General features: G+C 73.6%; 16 protein-coding genes. 8 read left to right on the top strand and 8 right to left on the bottom strand.

Annotation, left to right across the window (positions count from 1 at the left end; translation table 11 throughout):
* Positions 1-63 precede the first annotated feature (63 nt).
* Entirely contained in the window at positions 64-831 is a 768-nt protein-coding gene (gene yaaA / locus ACZ4XX_RS11030; RefSeq protein ID WP_468507630.1) for a peroxide stress protein YaaA, read from the top strand.
* Positions 832-902: 71 nt separating this feature from the next.
* On the top strand, positions 903-1,559 hold the full coding sequence (gene eda / locus ACZ4XX_RS11025) for a bifunctional 4-hydroxy-2-oxoglutarate aldolase/2-dehydro-3-deoxy-phosphogluconate aldolase (RefSeq protein WP_468507629.1): 657 nt from the start codon (positions 903-905) through the stop codon (positions 1,557-1,559).
* On the opposite strand, the gene ACZ4XX_RS11020 is transcribed toward eda, so the two are convergent.
* From ACZ4XX_RS11020 to ACZ4XX_RS11000, 5 genes are all read right to left on the bottom strand, one after another.
* Positions 1,540-2,346: a GNAT family N-acetyltransferase gene (locus ACZ4XX_RS11020; protein WP_468507628.1), complete on the bottom strand. Its 807-nt coding sequence runs from the start codon at positions 2,344-2,346 to the stop codon at positions 1,540-1,542. The genes eda and ACZ4XX_RS11020 overlap by 20 nt on opposite strands.
* Before the next feature lie 62 nt (positions 2,347-2,408).
* Positions 2,409-3,968 (bottom strand): bifunctional RNase H/acid phosphatase, encoded by a 1,560-nt coding sequence (locus tag ACZ4XX_RS11015; RefSeq protein ID WP_468507627.1) that lies wholly within the window; start codon positions 3,966-3,968, stop codon positions 2,409-2,411.
* The gene (locus ACZ4XX_RS11010) at positions 3,968-4,711 is read right to left on the bottom strand and encodes a zinc ribbon domain-containing protein (RefSeq protein ID WP_468507681.1); all 744 of its coding nucleotides are present in this window, start codon (positions 4,709-4,711) and stop codon (positions 3,968-3,970) included. The genes ACZ4XX_RS11015 and ACZ4XX_RS11010 overlap by 1 nt, the downstream gene beginning before the upstream one ends.
* Positions 4,708-5,526 (bottom strand): Nif3-like dinuclear metal center hexameric protein, encoded by an 819-nt coding sequence (locus tag ACZ4XX_RS11005; RefSeq protein WP_468507626.1) that lies wholly within the window; start codon positions 5,524-5,526, stop codon positions 4,708-4,710. The genes ACZ4XX_RS11010 and ACZ4XX_RS11005 overlap by 4 nt, the downstream gene beginning before the upstream one ends.
* Before the next feature lie 192 nt (positions 5,527-5,718).
* A complete protein-coding gene (locus tag ACZ4XX_RS11000) occupies positions 5,719-6,753 on the bottom strand; it encodes an ABC transporter substrate-binding protein (protein WP_468507625.1) in 1,035 nt (344 codons plus the stop codon).
* 298 nt (positions 6,754-7,051) lie between these two features.
* Here ACZ4XX_RS11000 and ACZ4XX_RS10995 point away from each other — a divergent pair, with 298 nt between their 5' ends.
* Both ACZ4XX_RS10995 and ACZ4XX_RS10990 read left to right on the top strand, forming a co-directional pair.
* A complete protein-coding gene (locus ACZ4XX_RS10995) occupies positions 7,052-8,248 on the top strand; it encodes a hypothetical protein (RefSeq protein WP_468507624.1) in 1,197 nt (398 codons plus the stop codon).
* A gap of 48 nt (positions 8,249-8,296) precedes the next feature.
* A complete protein-coding gene (locus ACZ4XX_RS10990; protein ID WP_383582624.1) occupies positions 8,297-8,425 on the top strand; it encodes a hypothetical protein in 129 nt (42 codons plus the stop codon).
* 124 nt (positions 8,426-8,549) lie between these two features.
* Here the strand turns inward: ACZ4XX_RS10990 and ACZ4XX_RS10985 are convergent, their stop codons facing one another.
* Genes ACZ4XX_RS10985 through ACZ4XX_RS10975 form a run of 3 tightly spaced genes read right to left on the bottom strand, consistent with a single transcriptional unit; the run spans position 8,550 to position 11,525 of the window.
* Positions 8,550-9,494 (bottom strand): 3-oxoacyl-ACP reductase, encoded by a 945-nt coding sequence (locus tag ACZ4XX_RS10985; RefSeq protein ID WP_468507623.1) that lies wholly within the window; start codon positions 9,492-9,494, stop codon positions 8,550-8,552.
* Positions 9,495-9,531: 37 nt separating this feature from the next.
* A complete protein-coding gene (locus ACZ4XX_RS10980) occupies positions 9,532-10,608 on the bottom strand; it encodes a Zn-dependent alcohol dehydrogenase (protein ID WP_468507622.1) in 1,077 nt (358 codons plus the stop codon).
* Between the two features lie 44 nt (positions 10,609-10,652).
* Positions 10,653-11,525: a MaoC/PaaZ C-terminal domain-containing protein gene (locus tag ACZ4XX_RS10975; RefSeq protein ID WP_468507621.1), complete on the bottom strand. Its 873-nt coding sequence runs from the start codon at positions 11,523-11,525 to the stop codon at positions 10,653-10,655.
* 276 nt (positions 11,526-11,801) lie between these two features.
* Between ACZ4XX_RS10975 and ACZ4XX_RS10970 the strand changes: the two genes are divergently transcribed.
* The 4 genes from ACZ4XX_RS10970 to ACZ4XX_RS10955 are packed head-to-tail and all read left to right on the top strand — an operon-like array spanning position 11,802 to position 15,230.
* Positions 11,802-12,725, top strand: coding sequence for an ABC transporter ATP-binding protein (locus ACZ4XX_RS10970; protein WP_468507620.1), 924 nt, complete (start codon positions 11,802-11,804; stop codon positions 12,723-12,725).
* On the top strand, positions 12,722-13,444 hold the full coding sequence (locus ACZ4XX_RS10965) for an ABC transporter permease (protein WP_468507619.1): 723 nt from the start codon (positions 12,722-12,724) through the stop codon (positions 13,442-13,444). The genes ACZ4XX_RS10970 and ACZ4XX_RS10965 overlap by 4 nt, the downstream gene beginning before the upstream one ends.
* 11 nt (positions 13,445-13,455) lie before the next feature.
* Complete coding sequence (locus ACZ4XX_RS10960) at positions 13,456-14,628, top strand: sensor histidine kinase (protein WP_468507618.1); 1,173 nt, start codon at positions 13,456-13,458, stop codon at positions 14,626-14,628.
* Positions 14,625-15,230, top strand: a complete 606-nt coding sequence (locus tag ACZ4XX_RS10955; RefSeq protein ID WP_468507617.1) for a response regulator — start codon at positions 14,625-14,627, stop codon at positions 15,228-15,230. Before ACZ4XX_RS10960 ends, ACZ4XX_RS10955 begins: the two co-directional genes overlap by 4 nt.
* Positions 15,231-15,232: the final 2 nt, after the last annotated feature.

Below are 15,232 nucleotides of genomic sequence, written 5' to 3'. Positions count from 1 at the left end.
TACCTCGTACGCTGGGTTTCCGGGGCCGCACCCCCATCCCCGTACGGACGAAGGAGAACCACCGTGCTCGTGCTGTTGCCGCCCTCCGAGGGCAAGGCCTCCTCGGGGCGCGGGGCGCCGCTCAAGCCGGAGTCGCTGTCCCTGCCGGGGCTCGCGGAGGCGCGGGCGGCGGTCCTGGACGAGCTGGTCGAGCTGTGCGCGGCCGACGAGGAGAAGGCGCGCGAGGTGCTGGGCCTGAGCGAGGGCCTGCGCGGCGAGGTCGCGAAGAACGTGGAGCTGCGGACGGCGGGCGCCCGGCCGGCCGGGGAGATCTACACGGGTGTGCTGTACGACGCGCTGGGTCTGGCGACGCTGGACGCGGCGGCCGGGCGGCGGGCGGGGAAGTCCCTGCTGGTCTTCTCGGGGCTGTGGGGCGCGGTGCGGGTGACGGACCGGATCCCGTCGTACCGCTGTTCGATGGGGGTCCGGCTGCCGGGGCTCGGGGCGCTGGGCGGGCACTGGCGGGGCGCGATGGCCTCCGTGCTGCCGGAGGCGGCCGGGGACGGGCTCGTCCTGGACCTGCGCTCGTCGGCGTACGCGTCGGCGTGGAAGCCGAAGGGCGAGGTGGCGGCGCGGACGGCGACGGTGCGGGTGCTGCACGCGCCGACCCGGAAGGTGGTGAGCCACTTCAACAAGGCGACGAAGGGCCGGATCGTCCGGAGTCTGCTGGAGGCGGGGGCGGTTCCGCGCTCGCCGGAGGAGCTGGTGGTGGCGCTGCGGGATCTGCGGTACGTGGTGGAGGAGGGCGGGAAGCCGGGGGCGCTCGACGTGCTGGTGGACGAGATCCACTGACCCCACCGGGCCTGTTGCACCCTGCGCAACGCTCGTTGCGTGTGACGCTCGTCGTGGGCAGGATGAGGCTCATGACGAGCGTGTTCGACCTTGCCCCGGAAGCCTCTCCCGTACCGGTCGTCCCGGTGGTCGTGATCGAGGACGCCGCCGACGCCGTGCCGCTGGCCCGCGCCCTGGTGGCCGGCGGGCTGCCGCTCGTCGAGGTCACCCTGCGCACCCCGGCCGCGCTCGACGCCGTCCGCGCGATCGCGGCGGAGGTGCCGGGCGCGGTCGTCGGCGCGGGGACGGTCGTCTCGACGGCCGGGGTCGCGGACGCGGTCGGCGCCGGGGCACGCTTCCTGGTCAGCCCCGGGTGGACGGAGCGGCTGCTCGGCGCGATGCGCGACTCCGGACTGCCCTTCCTCCCCGGTGTGTCGACGACCTCGGAGGTCGTCACCCTGCTCGAACAGGGCGTGGAGGACATGAAGTTCTTCCCGGCCGAGGCGGCGGGCGGCGTCCCGTATCTGAAGTCCCTTGCGGGCCCGCTCCCCCGGGCCCGGTTCTGCCCGACGGGCGGTGTCTCGCTCGCCTCCGCCCCCGCCTACCTCTCCCTCCCGAACGTCGGCTGCGTCGGCGGTACGTGGATGCTGCCGCCCGACGCCCTCGCGGCCCGCGACTGGGCGCGGGTGGAGACGCTGGCGCGCGAGGCGGCTGCGCTGCGGGGTGCCGTCAGCGCGCGGTCCCGGTGAACTCCACACCCAGGTGGTCGGTCACGGGGCGGTAGCCGAGCCGCTGGTAGAGGGCATTGCTGGTGGGGTTGGCGAGGTCCGTGAAGAGCAGGACCTGGGTGGTTCCGCGGCCGGCCGCGACCCGGCTGACGGCCTCAGTGGCGCCCGCCGCGTATCCGTTGCCGCGCTCGGCGGGCGGGGTGTAGACGAGATGGACGCGGGCCTGGCCCTCGATCGTGCGGGAGACGGCGGCCATCGAGACCGCGCGGCCGTCCGGGGCCTCCCAGAGGACGAGACGGCCCTCGGAGATCCGCTCGGTGACGAAGCCGGTGTAGTCCTCGGCGGGCTCGTCCCCGATGGCCGTCGCGAACTCCCTCGTCCAGGCCGCGACGAGCGGGACGTCGGTCTCGGTGGCCGTCCGGTGCCGACCGGCCGGGGCCGGGTCCGGCGGGATCGGCTCGCCCAGCCGGAAGAGCCGCATCCGGACGGCGGGCGCCCAGGGGCGGCCGGAGGCCTTCGCGTACGCCTCCACCGCGGCCGTCTCGCCACGGACCTCCGTCGGCTCCTCCCCCGCCCGGAAGGCGAGCGCGAGGGCCGCCGCCTCCGTCGTCGCGCCGAGGTCGAGGGCCCCGGACGGGGAGACCGCGAGGACCCCCGTGACCCGGCCGTCGGGTTCGGCCCACCAGCCGAGCCGGTCAGCCCGGTCCATCAGGGTCAGCACGGCGGTGTTCCGCGCGGGCTCGGCTGCGAGGTGTGCGCCGGCGGCGGCACGGAAGGCGGCGGTGTCTTCGGTGAAGTACCAGGTCATGTACGGGATGGTGGTACGGGGCGGGGGACCCGCGCCACCCTTTGCGCCGTCCTGCCTTCCGTCTACCGGAGGTGGGAGGTGTCGTTGAGGAGTCGTACGGACGCGTTGCCGTCGGCGTAGTAGGCGACCGCCGAGATCGAGGCGGCCGACAGCTCCATCCGGAACAGCGACTCCGGTGGGGCGCCGAGCGCGAGCCGGATCAGGGTCTTGATGGGCGTGACGTGGGTGACCAGGAGAACGGTCCGGCCGGCGTAGGCGGCGGTCAGCCGGTCCCGGGTCGCGGCGACGCGACGGGCCACGGTCGCGAAGCTCTCGCCCCCGCCGGTGGGCGCGGCCTTCGGCGAGGCGAGCCAGGCGTCGAGGTCCTCGGGGTACCGGTCCCGCACCTCGCCGAACGTCAGCCCCTCCCAGGCGCCGAAGTCGGTCTCGCGCAGCCCCTGCTCGACGCGGACGTCGAGCCCGAGGCGGCCCGCGACGGCGGCGGCGGTCTGGCGGCAGCGGGTGAGCGGCGAGCTGACGATCTCCTGGATGGTCCCGCGGGCGGCGAGCGCCTCCGCGACGGCCTCGGCCTGCCGGAGGCCGGCCGCCGAGAGCTCGGGATCGGTCCCTCCGCTGCCGGAGAACCGCTTCTCCGGGGTGAGCGCGGTCTCGCCGTGTCGGAGGAGCACGAAGGTGGCGGGCGCGCTCATGTCGGGCCCTGCGGACCAGCCTTGACCGGGTGCGGAGGGGGCGGCGGCCGGTGCGGGCGCGACGGCGCTCCCCGCGTCCTCCGGCCCGGTGGTCTCGGGCCCGGTGGTCGCGGTGGTCGCGGTGGTCTCGATGGGTGTCCCCGCGGGCGCCGTGTGGGGCTCCGGCGTGCGCGTGCGCGCGGCGTGGCCGGTCGGGGCCAGGGTGCCCGCCTGTGCCTCGAAGTCTCCCGAGGCCGGGGCCGCGAGGGCCTCCTCGGCGGCGAACAGACCGTCGTCCCGGGCCGTCGGGTGCGCGACGGTGCCGGGCCAGGCGCCCGAGCCCGTGCCCGTACGGCCGGGGCCTGGGTCACCGGCCGTGCCCGCACCCGTCGCCAGCGCGGCGCGGGCGCGCGCCGCGCCCGCCGTCGCGTCGCCGGGCGGGCCCGACGGTGCCGGGGGGAGGGTCGCGGCGTTGCGGGCGGCCGCGGTGTCCAGGGCGGCCGTCGAGTCGGACGGCTCCCACTGGCGGCCGCGCTTGCCCGCGTCCATCGCCTCGTTCGCGAGCCGGTCCGCGTGCTTGTTGCGCTCGCGCGGGATCCACTCGTAGCGGACCCGGCCCGCCGGGAAGACCCGGCCCGCCTCGGCCGCGAGCGGCTTCATGTCCGGGTGCTTGATCTTCCAGCGGCCGGACATCTGCTCGACGACCAGCTTGGAGTCCATCCGGACGTGGACGGTGGCGTCGGGGAACAGCGACCGCGCCGCCTTCAGACCCGCCACCAGGCCCTTGTACTCGGCGACGTTGTTGGTCGCCACGCCGATGTACTCGGCCGCCTCCGCGAGCGTCTCGCCCGTCACCGGGTCCAGGACCACGGCGCCGTACCCGGCGGGCCCCGGGTTGCCCCGGGAACCGCCGTCCGCCTCGACGATCACCTCACGTGAGGACGACGACGTCATTACAGGCCGGACTCCGCCGTGCGGACGAGGATCCGGCGGCAGTTCTCGCAGCGCAGGACCTCGTCCTTGGCGGCGGCACGGACGTCGTTGACCTCGGTGATGTTGAGCTCGATGTGGCAGCCCTCGCACTTGCGCTGGTACAGCCGGGCCGCGCCGACGCCGCCCTGCTGGACGCGGAGCTTCTCGTACAGCTTCAGGAGGTCCGCCGGGACGGTGCCCGCGACGAGCTCGCGCTCCTTCTCCACGGACGCCTCCTCGGAGGCGAGCTCGCCCTCGGCGGCGTCACGGCGGGCGGTCGCGTCGTCCGTCTTGGCCTGGACGGCGGAGACCCGCTCGGTCAGCTCGGCGAGGCGCTCCTGCACGGACTCGCGGCGCTCCATGACCTCGAGGACGATCTCCTCCAGGTCGCCCTGGCGCTTGGCGAGCGAGACGATCTCGCGCTGGAGGTTCTCCAGGTCCTTCGGGGAGGACACGGCGCCCGAGTCGAGGCGCTGCTGGTCGCGGGCGGCCCGCTGGCGGACCTGGTCGACGTCCTGCTCGGCCTTGGTCTGCTCACGGCCGCAGTCGCTCTCCTCGGTCTGCGCGGCGACGAGCAGGTCACGCAGCTGGGTGAGGTCCTTGTTCAGCGACTCGATCTCTGCGTGCTCGGGAAGCGACCGGCGCTTGTGCGCGAGCTGCTGGAGGCGGACGTCGAGGGCCTGGACGTCGAGGAGGCGGATCTGGTCGGCGGGCGCGGCGTTCAGTTGGGGGCTCCAGGGGAGGTGTGGTGGGAGGACCAGGGGTCGGTGACCGTCTTCGAGACGTGGACGCGGAGGTCCCAGCCGTGACGGTCGGAAATCTCGTCGAGCTGGGCGGCGGCCTGCTCGCACCAGGGCCATTCGGTCGCCCAGTGGGCGGCGTCGACCAGGCCCAGAGGCGAGTGCTGGGTCGCCTCGGAGACGGGGTGGTGGCGCAGGTCCGCGGTGAGGAAGGCGTCCACTCCGGCGGCTCGTACGGCGTCGAAGAGGCTGTCTCCGGAGCCGCCGCTGACGGCGACGCGGCGCACGGTCATGCCGGGGTCGCCCGCGACCCGGATGCCCTGCGCGGTGGCGGGCAGCCGCTTCGCCGCGCGGGCGGCGAACTCGGCGAGGGTCTCGGGGTGGTCGAGCTCGCAGATCCGGCCGAGGTTGTTCTCGGGCACGAGGGGGCCGGTGACGCGGAGGTCGAGCGCGCCGGCGAGGGCGTCGGAGACGCCGGGGTCGGCGGTGTCGGCGTTGGTGTGCGCGACGTGGAGGGCGATGTCGTGCTTGATGAGGCGGTGCACGACGCGGCCCTTGAAGTGACCGGCCGCCACGGTCGTCGTACCGCGCAGATAGAGCGGGTGGTGGGTGACGATCAGGTCGGCGCCGACGGCGATCGCCTCGTCGGCGATCTCCTGCACCGGGTCGACGGCGAAGAGCACACGGGTGACCTCGGCGTCGGGGTCACCGCACACGGTGCCGACGGCGTCCCACGACTCGGCCCGCTCTGGTGGCCAGAGGGCGTCGAGCGCGGCGATGACTTCAGACAGGCGGGGCACGAGGAAAGGCTACCTGGCTCGCCTTCACGGCTGGTACCGGCGCCGTTGCGGTACGGACGGCGGGCGGGCCCCGGCGTCGTCGTGGTGACAGACGGCAGACGGCCCCCCGGCCTCGCTGCGGTGCAGACGGCGGGCGGCCCCCCGGCGCAAGGGGGGCCGCTCGTTCACCGTCGGCCCGACGAGGTGGCCGGGTTACTTGACGAGGTAGCCGCGCAGGTCGTCGAGGACCTGGTTCGCGGCCGTCACGCCGAGGCCCAGGTACCAGGTCTCGTCCGGGACGTCCTCGGCCTGGCCGGCCTTGACGGCCTTGAGGTTCTTCCAGAGCGGGTTGGACTGGGCGGTGTCCTTCTTGGTGGCCTTGGCCTCGCCGTAGACGCCGGTGAAGATCCAGTCGCCGTCGGCCTCGTCGATCTTCTCCGGGCTGATCTCGGCCGCGAGCTCGTCGATCTGCTGGTTCTCGGGCCGCGGCAGGCCGGTGTCCTCGAGGATGGTGCCGATGAAGGACGCCTTGGCGTAGAGGCGGATCTTGCCGGGGAGGTAGCGGACCATCGAGACGGTCGGCTTGTTCGGGCCGATCTCCGTGCCGAGCTTCTCGGCCTTCGTCTCGTACGCGGCGAGCTTCTCCCTGGCCTCGGCGGTCCGGTCGAGCGCGGCGGCGTTGAGGAGGTAGTTCTCCTTCCAGGTGAAGCCCGGGCGGATGGAGAACACGGTCGGCGCGATCTTCGACAGCTCGTCGTACTTGTCCGCGGCACGCAGCTGGCTGCCGAGGATCAGGTCGGGCTGGAGGTTGGCGATGGCCTCCAGGTTGAGGTTGTTGATCGTGCCGACGGACTTCGGGGTGCCGGCGTCCTTGGCGAGGTAGGCCGGGATGCCGTCGTCGCCTTCGGCGGGGGCGTAGCCGACGGGCTTGATGCCGAGGGAGACGACGTTGTCGAACTCGCCGACGTCGAGGACGACGACGCGCTTCGGGGCGGCCGGCAGCTCGGTCGTGCCGAGGGCGTGCGTCAGGGTGCGCGGGAACTGGCCGGCCTTGGCGTCCGTGCCCATGGCCGCGGTCTTCGCGGCGGCGTCGCCGAAGTCCTTGCCGCCGGTGGCGACGTCCTTCTTCTTGCTCGTGTCCTCCTTCGCGGAGGCGTCGGATCCTCCGTCGCCTCCTCCGCAGGCCGCGAGCGAGAGTGCGGCGGCGAGGGCGACGACGGCGGCGGTGCCGCGGCGGCGGAGGGACATGAGAAGGCTCCTGTACGTGTCCTGGCGGGGAGACGGGCGCGACCGTTCCGGAGTCGTGGGGGGGGGCTCCGTCCGGGTGATCGGCCGGAGCCGCGGGTTCCGTCCGGAGCACGCCGGCCGGAGTCACAGCTTCCGTTTAGGTTCGCCTTACCTTACTCATCACGGGCAACTCCAGCACACGCGCCCCCCACCCCTCAGCAGAACCGCCGCACAGCCACCCTTATGTGTGAAGTGACCCTGCTCGTGTTGTTCGGCTGGAAGTGCGAAAACTAGCTTCGTGGCCGGAGGTGACGAGTCGATGACAGCGTGTGCCATCGAGACCACGGCCGAGGACGACGGTCGCGACGGGGAGTACCCCGGCCGCAGCGTCCGGCCGACGGAGTTCACTACGGGTCTCACGATCACGGCGAACGGCGCGTACGCGGCCAGGCTCGCGGGCGTCGGGGACGCCCTGTACGCGGAGAGGTGGACGCTCGACGGCCCGGAGCCGTACGCCGTCCCGCTCCCCCTCGACCAGCCGGAGGAGCCCGGCACCCAGCTGCTCCCCCTGGCCGACGGCCGGGTCCTGGTCGCCCGCCGCGTGGACGGGCGGCGGAACACGTTCTCGCTGCTCTACCCCACGGGCCCGGCCACCGGGGAGCTCCGGCTCGGCGCCGTGGAGGCCCCGGGTTCCGAGCACCTGGTGCTGCTGCCGCCCTCTCCGGACGGCATCTGCGCGTACGCCCTGTGCGTCGGCCCCGACACGACCACGCTGTGGCTGGTCGCGGGCGGGGCCTTCGGCCCCGAGCGGGTGGCGGAGGTCAAGGGCCGGTGCGCGGGCGGGGTGTGGCTCGACCGTACGGGCCGGATACTCGCGCTCGACCGGCGGCTCGACGGCGGGCCGGTGAAGGCGGTCGCCGTCGACCTGGAGCGGGGCGGGGAGGTGACGCCGCTGCTGCAGATCACCGAGGACAGCAACGACCGGCTGCTGCTCGCGGACCCGGACAGCGGGCTGCTCCTGATCCGTTCCGACGCGCCGTCGCCGGGGCACGACCGGCTGGGCTGGGGGGTGCTCGGCAGTCTGCTGCCGGTGCGCTTCCCGGAGTGTCTGCGGCTCGACGACGCGGCGGTGACACCGTTCGCCGTCCAGCCGGGGCAGGTCCTGATGCCCGAGACCTGTGCGGTCGCGCTGCGGATCGACGCGGCGGCGGGCAGTTGGGTGGGCACGTGGCAGCCCATGGCCCGCCGGATGGGCCAACTGGCCGCACCCGTGGGGTGGCTGGCCGGGGCTGGCCTGTGGACGGCCGGGGGCGTGCTCCGGCTGCCGTACGCGACGGCCGGGGCGCCCTGCGGACTCGCGGACGTGGAGGCGCCGCCGGAGCCGGAGCCCGAGGCGGTCGTCGCGGCCCCGTCGGGGGCTTCGGCGGGGCCCGACGCGGCTGTCGAGGAGCCTCGGGTGTGCCGTCCCGTGCCGTTGCAGCAGGCTCCCCTCACGGACGGGAAACCCGCTGGCTAGACTCTCGGGCTGCACAGCACGACCGATGTCAACGGGGTGATTTCGACCATGTCGGAGAACAGCACGAACGGGCAGGAGCCGAACGGCTCCGGCAAGCACCGCGGGGACGCCGCGCCGACGGAGGACTCCGCGTCCTCCCCGCACGGCCGACACCGCCGCGAGCCCGTCTCGCAGTGACGAGAAGTACCAGGTCACAAGAGGTATCAGAGTGAGCGAAGGGCCCCGGGGCGACCCGGGGCCCTTCGTCTTCCCCACCGTCCCCCGGCCGGGCCGCACCCCGGGCCGGTGGTCACCCCCGGCCTCAGCCCTTCTTCAGGCCGAGGACCTCCGCCGCCGCGAAGGTCTCGCCCGCCGGGCGGGACGCGTAGTGCGGGGTCAGGAGGCCGTCCAGTTCCTCGTACGTGAACGCATCCTTGGCCGTGTCGAACTTGGCGGCCACCCGCGGCCGGTCCACGATCGCGACCATCCCGCCGTGCACGACGAGCAGTTGGCCGTTGACCCCGGCCGCCGACGGGGAGGCGAGGTAGCCGACGAGCGGCGCCACGTGCTCCGGGGACAGCGGGTCGAGGTCGCCCTCGGCCGTCGGCTCGGCGAAGCCGGCGAAGACGTCCTCCGTCATCCGGGTGCGTGCCCGGGGGCAGATGGCGTTCGCCGTCACCCCGTACCGGGCGAGCGCGAGCGCCGTCGACGTCGTGAGGCCCACGATGCCGCCCTTGGCGGCCGCGTAGTTCGGCTGGCCCGCCGAGCCGGCGAGGAAGGCCTCGGAGGAGGTGTTGACGATCCGGCCGTACACGCCGGTCTCCCCCGCCTTCGCCCGGGTCCTCCAGTGCACCGCCGCGAAGTGCGTGGTGTTGAAGTGCCCCTTGAGGTGGACCCGGATGACCGAGTCCCACTCCTCCTCGCTCATCGAGAAGACCATCCGGTCGCGCAGGATGCCCGCGTTGTTGACGAGGACGTCCAGCTTGCCGAACTCGGCCACGGCCAGGTCGATCAGGGCCCGTGCCGTCTCGAAGTCGGCGATGTCGCCGAGGTGTGCGACCGCCCTGCCGCCCGTCGCGCGGATCTCTGCGGCGACCTCCTCGGCGGGTGCGGCGGAGGCCGCGCCCGAGCCGTCGCGCCCCGGCTGCCCGTAGTCGTTGACGACGACGGCGGCGCCGAGCCGGGCCAGTTCCAGGGCCTCGGCGCGACCGAGCCCCCGGCCGGCGCCGGTGACGATCGCGCTCAGCCCCTCAAGAGGGAGTGCCATGTGTCGCGGTCCTCTCAGATCTCGATGCGGGTACGGATCAGATCTCGATGCAGGTGCGGAGGGCGGCACCCGTCCGCATCTGCTCCAGGGCCTCGTTGATGCCCGCGAGCGGGACGCGGTGGGTGATGAGCGACTCCAGGTCGATGCGGCCGGCCCGCCAGAGCGCGATGGCCCGCTCGTAGGAGCGGAGGACGTCGCCGCCGCCGTACATGGAGGGCAGGATCCGCTTCTCGTCGAAGAACAGCTCGAACATGTTGAGCTGGAGGTTGTCGTCCATGGCACCCGCGCCGACGACGCAGAGGGTGCCGCCGCGCCGGGTGTTCTCGTACGCGGTGCGGGCGGTGGCGGACTTGCCGACGACCTCGAAGACGTAGTCGAAGCCCTCGCCCGCGGTGATCCGCTGCTTGGCGTCGGCGAGCGCGTCCGGGGCGACCGCCTCGGTGGCGCCGAAGCGCAGCGCGGCCTCGCGGCGCGACTCGACGGGGTCGACGGCGACGATCTGGGCGGCGCCCTGGAGCTTGGCGCCCTGGATCGCGGAGATGCCGACGCCTCCGCAGCCGATGACCGCGACCGACGAACCGGCCTCCACCTTGGCGGTGTTGATGGCGGCGCCGAGGCCGGTGGTGACGCCGCAGCCGATGAGGGCGGCGATGTCGAAGGGCACGTCGTCGGGGATCGGGACGGCGCAGCCCGCGTCGACGACGACCTCCTCGGTGAAGGTGCCGGTGCCGGCGAAGCCGAAGACGTCTCCGCCGGGGCGCTTGAAGTTGGGTGTGCCGGCGTTCATGAACCCGGCGAGGCAGAGCTGGGTCTGGCCGCGCTTGCAGGCGGGACAGCTGCCGCAGGCGGGCAGCCAGCAGAGCAGTACCCGCTGGCCCGGGGTGAGTCCGGTGACGCCGTCGGCGACGTCGAGGATCTCGCCCGCGCCCTCGTGGCCGGGGATGAAGGGGGCGGGCTGCGGGAGGACGCCGCTCATCGCGGACACGTCGGAGTGGCAGAGGCCGGTGGCCCGGACCCGGATCTTCACCTTGCCGGGGCCGAAGCCCACCGCCTCGACGTCGTCGACGACTTCGAGCTTGTCCTGGCCGATCTCGTGCAGTACGGCTGCGCGCATGGTGCGGCTCCCTCCGGTAGGGCTCTACGAGTGCCGGGATGGATCTACGAGTGTTCGACGAGGGTGTCGGCGAGCACGGGTGCGTCGTCGCGCTCCACCGCCGTCACGGTCACCTGGACGCGGCCCTCGTCGGCCCACATCCGGATGCGCAGGGTCTCGCCGGGGAAGACGATCCCGGCGAATCGGGTGCGGTACGAGCGGACCCGGGTGACGTCGCCGCCGAGCACCGCGTCCACGACGGCCTTGAGGGTCATGCCGTACGTGCAGAGTCCGTGCAGGATGGGCCGCTCGAAGCCGGCGAGCTTCGCGAACTCGGGGTCGGCGTGGAGCGGGTTCCAGTCGCCGGAGAGCCGGTAGAGGAGCGCCTGCTCCTCGCGTACGGCTCGCTCGACGGTCCTGTCGGGCGCGCGGTCGGGGAGCGCGAGGCGCTCGGAGGGGCCGCGGTCGCCGCCCCAGCCGCCCTCGCCGCGGACGAAGATCTGGGCGTCGCTGGTCCAGAGCGGGCCGTCGGCGTCGGAGGCCTCGGAGCGCAGGACGAGGACGGCGGCCTTGCCCTTGTCGTACACGGCGGCGACGCGGGAGGTGGAGACGGCGCGGCCGGCGACGGGGACGGGGCGGTGGAGGGTGACCGTCTGTCCGCCGTGCAGGACGGCGGACAGATCGATGTCGATGCCGGGGGCGGAGAGCCCGCCGACGACGCCCATGCCGGCGCCCGCGACGGTCGCGAAGCTGGGCAGGACGTGGAGCCTGGATTCGAGGGTGTAGCGGAGCTCGTCGGGGTCGGTCGCCGGGCTGTGCTTGCCTTGAAACGAGCCGGCGCCGAGTCCCAGGTGGTAGAGCTGGACGTCCTTGTGGTCCCAGGAGATCTCGGCGCTGCGGGGTTCGGCGGCGACGGCCTTGGCGGGGTCGATGGGCATCGGGCTGCTGCTCCTCGTGGCGGTGGAGACCTCGATGCGGCCGTCCGCACCGTCGGCCGCACCGAGGCCGTGCGGGGACCGTCCCGTACGCGGCCGTTCTAGAACGCGTTCTAGGTCGGTGGTCCCCATGTATAGCCCAGCCGGGAGGAGTTGGGAACCCTCCCGGCAGCCGTCACCTGACGGTATGTCAGGAATGCCTCCCGGTACATTTGTCACGGCCAGGTCCGTACATGTACGCCTGCCGGGCGACGGCCCCTGATTCGTACCGTCGACGGCGTGACGAAGGACCTGACGAACGAACCGGCGGTCGCCTTCCGGGCCGCGACGAAGACGTACGGCGCCGTCCGTGCCGTCGATGGGATCGACCTCACCGTCCGGCGCGGCGAGACGGTGGCCCTGCTCGGCCGCAACGGCGCCGGGAAGTCGAGCACCGTGAGCCTGCTCCTCGGCCTCGACGAGCCCGACGGCGGCCACGTCGAACTCTTCGGCGGGGCCCCGGCCCTCGCCGTCGCGGCCGGCCGGGTCGGCGCGATGCTCCAGGAGGGCCACGCCACCCCCCGGGTGACCGTCCGCGAGGTCGTGTCCTTCGTCGCCCGGACCTACCCGGCGCCGATGCCGGTCGCCGAGGCCCTCGCCCTCGCCGGACTCTCCCAGTTCGCCGAGCGCCGGGTGGCCCGGCTCTCCGAGGGCCAGGCGCAGCGGGTCCGCTTCGCGGTCGCGCTCGTCGGCAACCCCGAGCTGGTCGTCCTGGACGAGCCGACGGCCGCGCTCGACGTCGAGGCCCGCCAGGAGTTCTGGGAGGCCATGCGCGGCTACGCACGGCGGGGGAACACCGTCCTGTTCTCCACCCACTACCTGGAGGAGGCCGACGCGTACGCCGACCGGATCGTCGTCCTCGACGCCGGCCGGATCGTCGCCGACGGAACCGGCGAGGAGCTCAAGCGGGCCGCCGGCGGCAGCCTCGTCTCCTTCGACCTGGCGGGCAGCCCGACGGAGTGGCTCGGGACGCTCCCCGGGGTCACCTCCGTCGAGGTCCGGGGCGACCGCGCCCGGCTGCGTAGCGAGGACTCCGACGCCACGGTCCGCGCCCTCGCCGCGCGGGACGCGATCCGCTCCCTGGAGGTCACCCAGGCCTCCCTGAACGACGCCTTCCTCACCCTGTCCCACCGGACCGGCGAACGACTGGAGCCCACGCGATGATCACCGCTTACGTACGCCTCGAAGTCCGCCGCGCCCTGCGCGAGACCGGGTTCCTCGTCTCCACCGTCGGTGTCCCCGTGATGATGTATCTCCTCTTCACCAACCTCGGCGCCGGGGACGACGGCGCGTACAAGAAGGCCGCGACGGTCGGGATGGCGGCGTACGGGGCCCTCGGCGCCGCGCTGTCCGTCGGCAACGGGGTCGCCGAGGACAAGACCACGGGCTGGTTGCGCCAGCTGCGCATCACGCCCATGACGTCCCTCCAGGTGGTGACCGGCCGGGCCCTGACCGGAGCGGTGGTCGTCCTCCCCGCCATCGCCGCGGTCCTCCTGGCGGGCGCTCTCGCCAACGGCGTGCGCATGGCCGCCTGGCAGTGGGTCGCCGTCGCCGTCACGCTCTGGCTGGGCTCGCTCCCGTTCACCCTGCTCGGCCTCGGCAACGGCTACCGGCTCACGGCGCAGACGACCGGGGTCGTGAACGTCGCCTGCAACCTGGGGCTCGCCGTGGTCGGCGGCCTGTGGTTCCCCGTCGTGCTCTTCCCCGACTGGCTCCGCACGGTCTCGGAGTTCACACCGACGAACCGTTTCGCCGATCTGGGTGTGGCGGTGACGGAGGGGACGGCGCCGGGGGCGTCGACCCTGGCCGTACTGCTCGGGTGGGCGGCACTCTTCGGTACGTACGCGGCGGTCTCGTACCGTCGTTCGGCGAGAACGGTGTGAGGGGGGCGGCTGTGAGGAACATCCGGCGGGGCATCAAGGCGCTGCCCGACCAACAGCAGTGGGAGCGGGGCCCGAACGGGCTCAGCCTCCTCCCCTGGCTGCTGATGGGCCTGGGCGCGCTCTCCCACCTGCTCGGCGGCCAGGCCCCGAACCCGTGGATCGGCGGCCTCGGGCTGCTCACCTTCAACACCCTCTACATCGCGATCGTCTTCCGCGCCTGCCACCCGCCCAGCCGGGAGACGGCGCCGACCTGGGGACTCCTCGCCGCGCTCGGGGTGCTGACCTTCGCACTCGCCATCGGTTACGGGAGGGAGTGGCTGCTCCTGTTCCCGCTCCTGGGCCTCGCGATCGGGGCGGTGGTGCGGCACGGGCCGCTGCTGCGGTGGGTCAGCCCCCCGTTGGTCGTGGCGGTGGGGGTGGTGACGTTCTGGCGGGACGGCTGGGACTCCATCGGCGTCGTGTACGGCACGTTCATGTCCCTGATGGTGACGGCGGCGATCCTCGCGCTCGACGAATCGGTCCGGCAACTGCAGGCGACCCGGCAGGAACTGGCCACGGCCGCCGTCGAGAAGGAGCGGCTGCGGTTCTCCCGCGACCTGCACGACCTGCTCGGTCACACGCTCTCGGTGATCGTGGTGAAGTCGGAGGCCGTACGCCGCCTCGCACCGCGCGACCTCGACGCGGCCCTCGCCCAGGTGGCGGACATCGAGGCGGTGGGCCGGCAGGCGCTCACCGAGATCAGGGAGGCCGTCACCGGCTACCGCGAGGGCAGCCTCGCCACCGAGCTGGACCGGGCGCGCGACGCGCTGTCCTCGGCCGGCATCGAACCGGTCGTACGCCGCTCGGGCCCGCTCCTGGAACCGCAGACGGAGGCCCTGCTCAGCTGGGTGGTGCGGGAGTCCACGACGAACGCGGTACGGCACAGCGGCGCGTCCCGCTGTGTGATCGCCCTGGACGGCGCCGCCGGCCGGGTCCGTCTCACCGTCACCGACGACGGCCCGGGCCCGCTCGCCGCCCCCGGCGTCGCCCCGGGCAGCGGTCTTCGGGGGCTGCGCGAGCGGGTCGCGGCGGCAGGCGGCACTCTTGAGTCGGGACCGGCTCCTCGGGGCGGGTTCCGGGTCGCCGCGGAGCTTCCCGCGGAGACCCCCGGCCCGCACGAGTGCGAGGGGGAGCCGAGGACATGATCCGTCTGCTGCTGGCGGAGGACCAGGGGATGATGCGCGGGGCGCTGGCCCTGCTGCTCGGGATGGAGCACGACATGGAGGTCGTCGCACAGGTCGGCCGGGGTGACGAGATCGTGGACGCGGCGCTGCTCGCGCGTCCCGACGTGGCGCTGCTCGACATCGAACTGCCGGGCCGCTCGGGTCTGGACGCGGCGGCGGACCTGCGTACGGAGGCCCCGGACTGCCGGGTCCTGATCCTCACGACCTTCGGCCGCCCCGGGTACCTCCGGCGGGCGATGGAGGCGGGTGCGGCGGGCTTCCTGGTGAAGGACGGCCCCGTGGAGGAGCTGGCCGAGTCGATCCGTCAGGTCCTGCGGGGCGAGACGGTGATCGACCCGGCCCTGGCGGCCGCGGCGCTCGGCGCGGGGCCCAACCCGCTGACGGCCCGCGAACGGGACGCCCTGGCGGCCGCGGTGGACGGCGCGACGATCGCGGACATCGCGGCGGCCCTCCACCTCTCGGAGTCGACGGTCCGCAACTACCTGTCGTCGGCGATCGGCAAGACGGGCACGCGCAACCGCATGGAGGCGGTCAGAGCGGCCCGCCGGCAGGGGTGGCTGTAGCT

Source organism: Streptomyces sp. NPDC029956 (genome assembly GCF_055574655.1).
Note: the sequence above shows the minus strand (reverse complement) of the source record. Positions and strands in the feature narration are given on the sequence as shown.

What these genes read in the sequence shown, in the direction of transcription:
- eda (WP_468507629.1), top strand. Translation starts at nt 903, where the DNA reads ATGACGAGCGTGTTCGACCTTGCCCCGGAAGCCTCTCCCGTACCGGTC.
- ACZ4XX_RS11020 (WP_468507628.1), bottom strand. Translation starts at nt 2,346, where the DNA reads ATGACCTGGTACTTCACCGAAGACACCGCCGCCTTCCGTGCCGCCGCC.
- ACZ4XX_RS11015 (WP_468507627.1), bottom strand. Translation starts at nt 3,968, where the DNA reads ATGACGTCGTCGTCCTCACGTGAGGTGATCGTCGAGGCGGACGGCGGT.
- ACZ4XX_RS11000 (WP_468507625.1), bottom strand. Translation starts at nt 6,753, where the DNA reads ATGTCCCTCCGCCGCCGCGGCACCGCCGCCGTCGTCGCCCTCGCCGCC.
- ACZ4XX_RS10995 (WP_468507624.1), top strand. Translation starts at nt 7,052, where the DNA reads ATGACAGCGTGTGCCATCGAGACCACGGCCGAGGACGACGGTCGCGAC.
- ACZ4XX_RS10990 (WP_383582624.1), top strand. Translation starts at nt 8,297, where the DNA reads ATGTCGGAGAACAGCACGAACGGGCAGGAGCCGAACGGCTCCGGCAAG.
- ACZ4XX_RS10985 (WP_468507623.1), bottom strand. Translation starts at nt 9,494, where the DNA reads ATGGCACTCCCTCTTGAGGGGCTGAGCGCGATCGTCACCGGCGCCGGC.
- ACZ4XX_RS10980 (WP_468507622.1), bottom strand. Translation starts at nt 10,608, where the DNA reads ATGCGCGCAGCCGTACTGCACGAGATCGGCCAGGACAAGCTCGAAGTC.
- ACZ4XX_RS10975 (WP_468507621.1), bottom strand. Translation starts at nt 11,525, where the DNA reads ATGCCCATCGACCCCGCCAAGGCCGTCGCCGCCGAACCCCGCAGCGCC.
- ACZ4XX_RS10965 (WP_468507619.1), top strand. Translation starts at nt 12,722, where the DNA reads ATGATCACCGCTTACGTACGCCTCGAAGTCCGCCGCGCCCTGCGCGAG.
- ACZ4XX_RS10955 (WP_468507617.1), top strand. Translation starts at nt 14,625, where the DNA reads ATGATCCGTCTGCTGCTGGCGGAGGACCAGGGGATGATGCGCGGGGCG.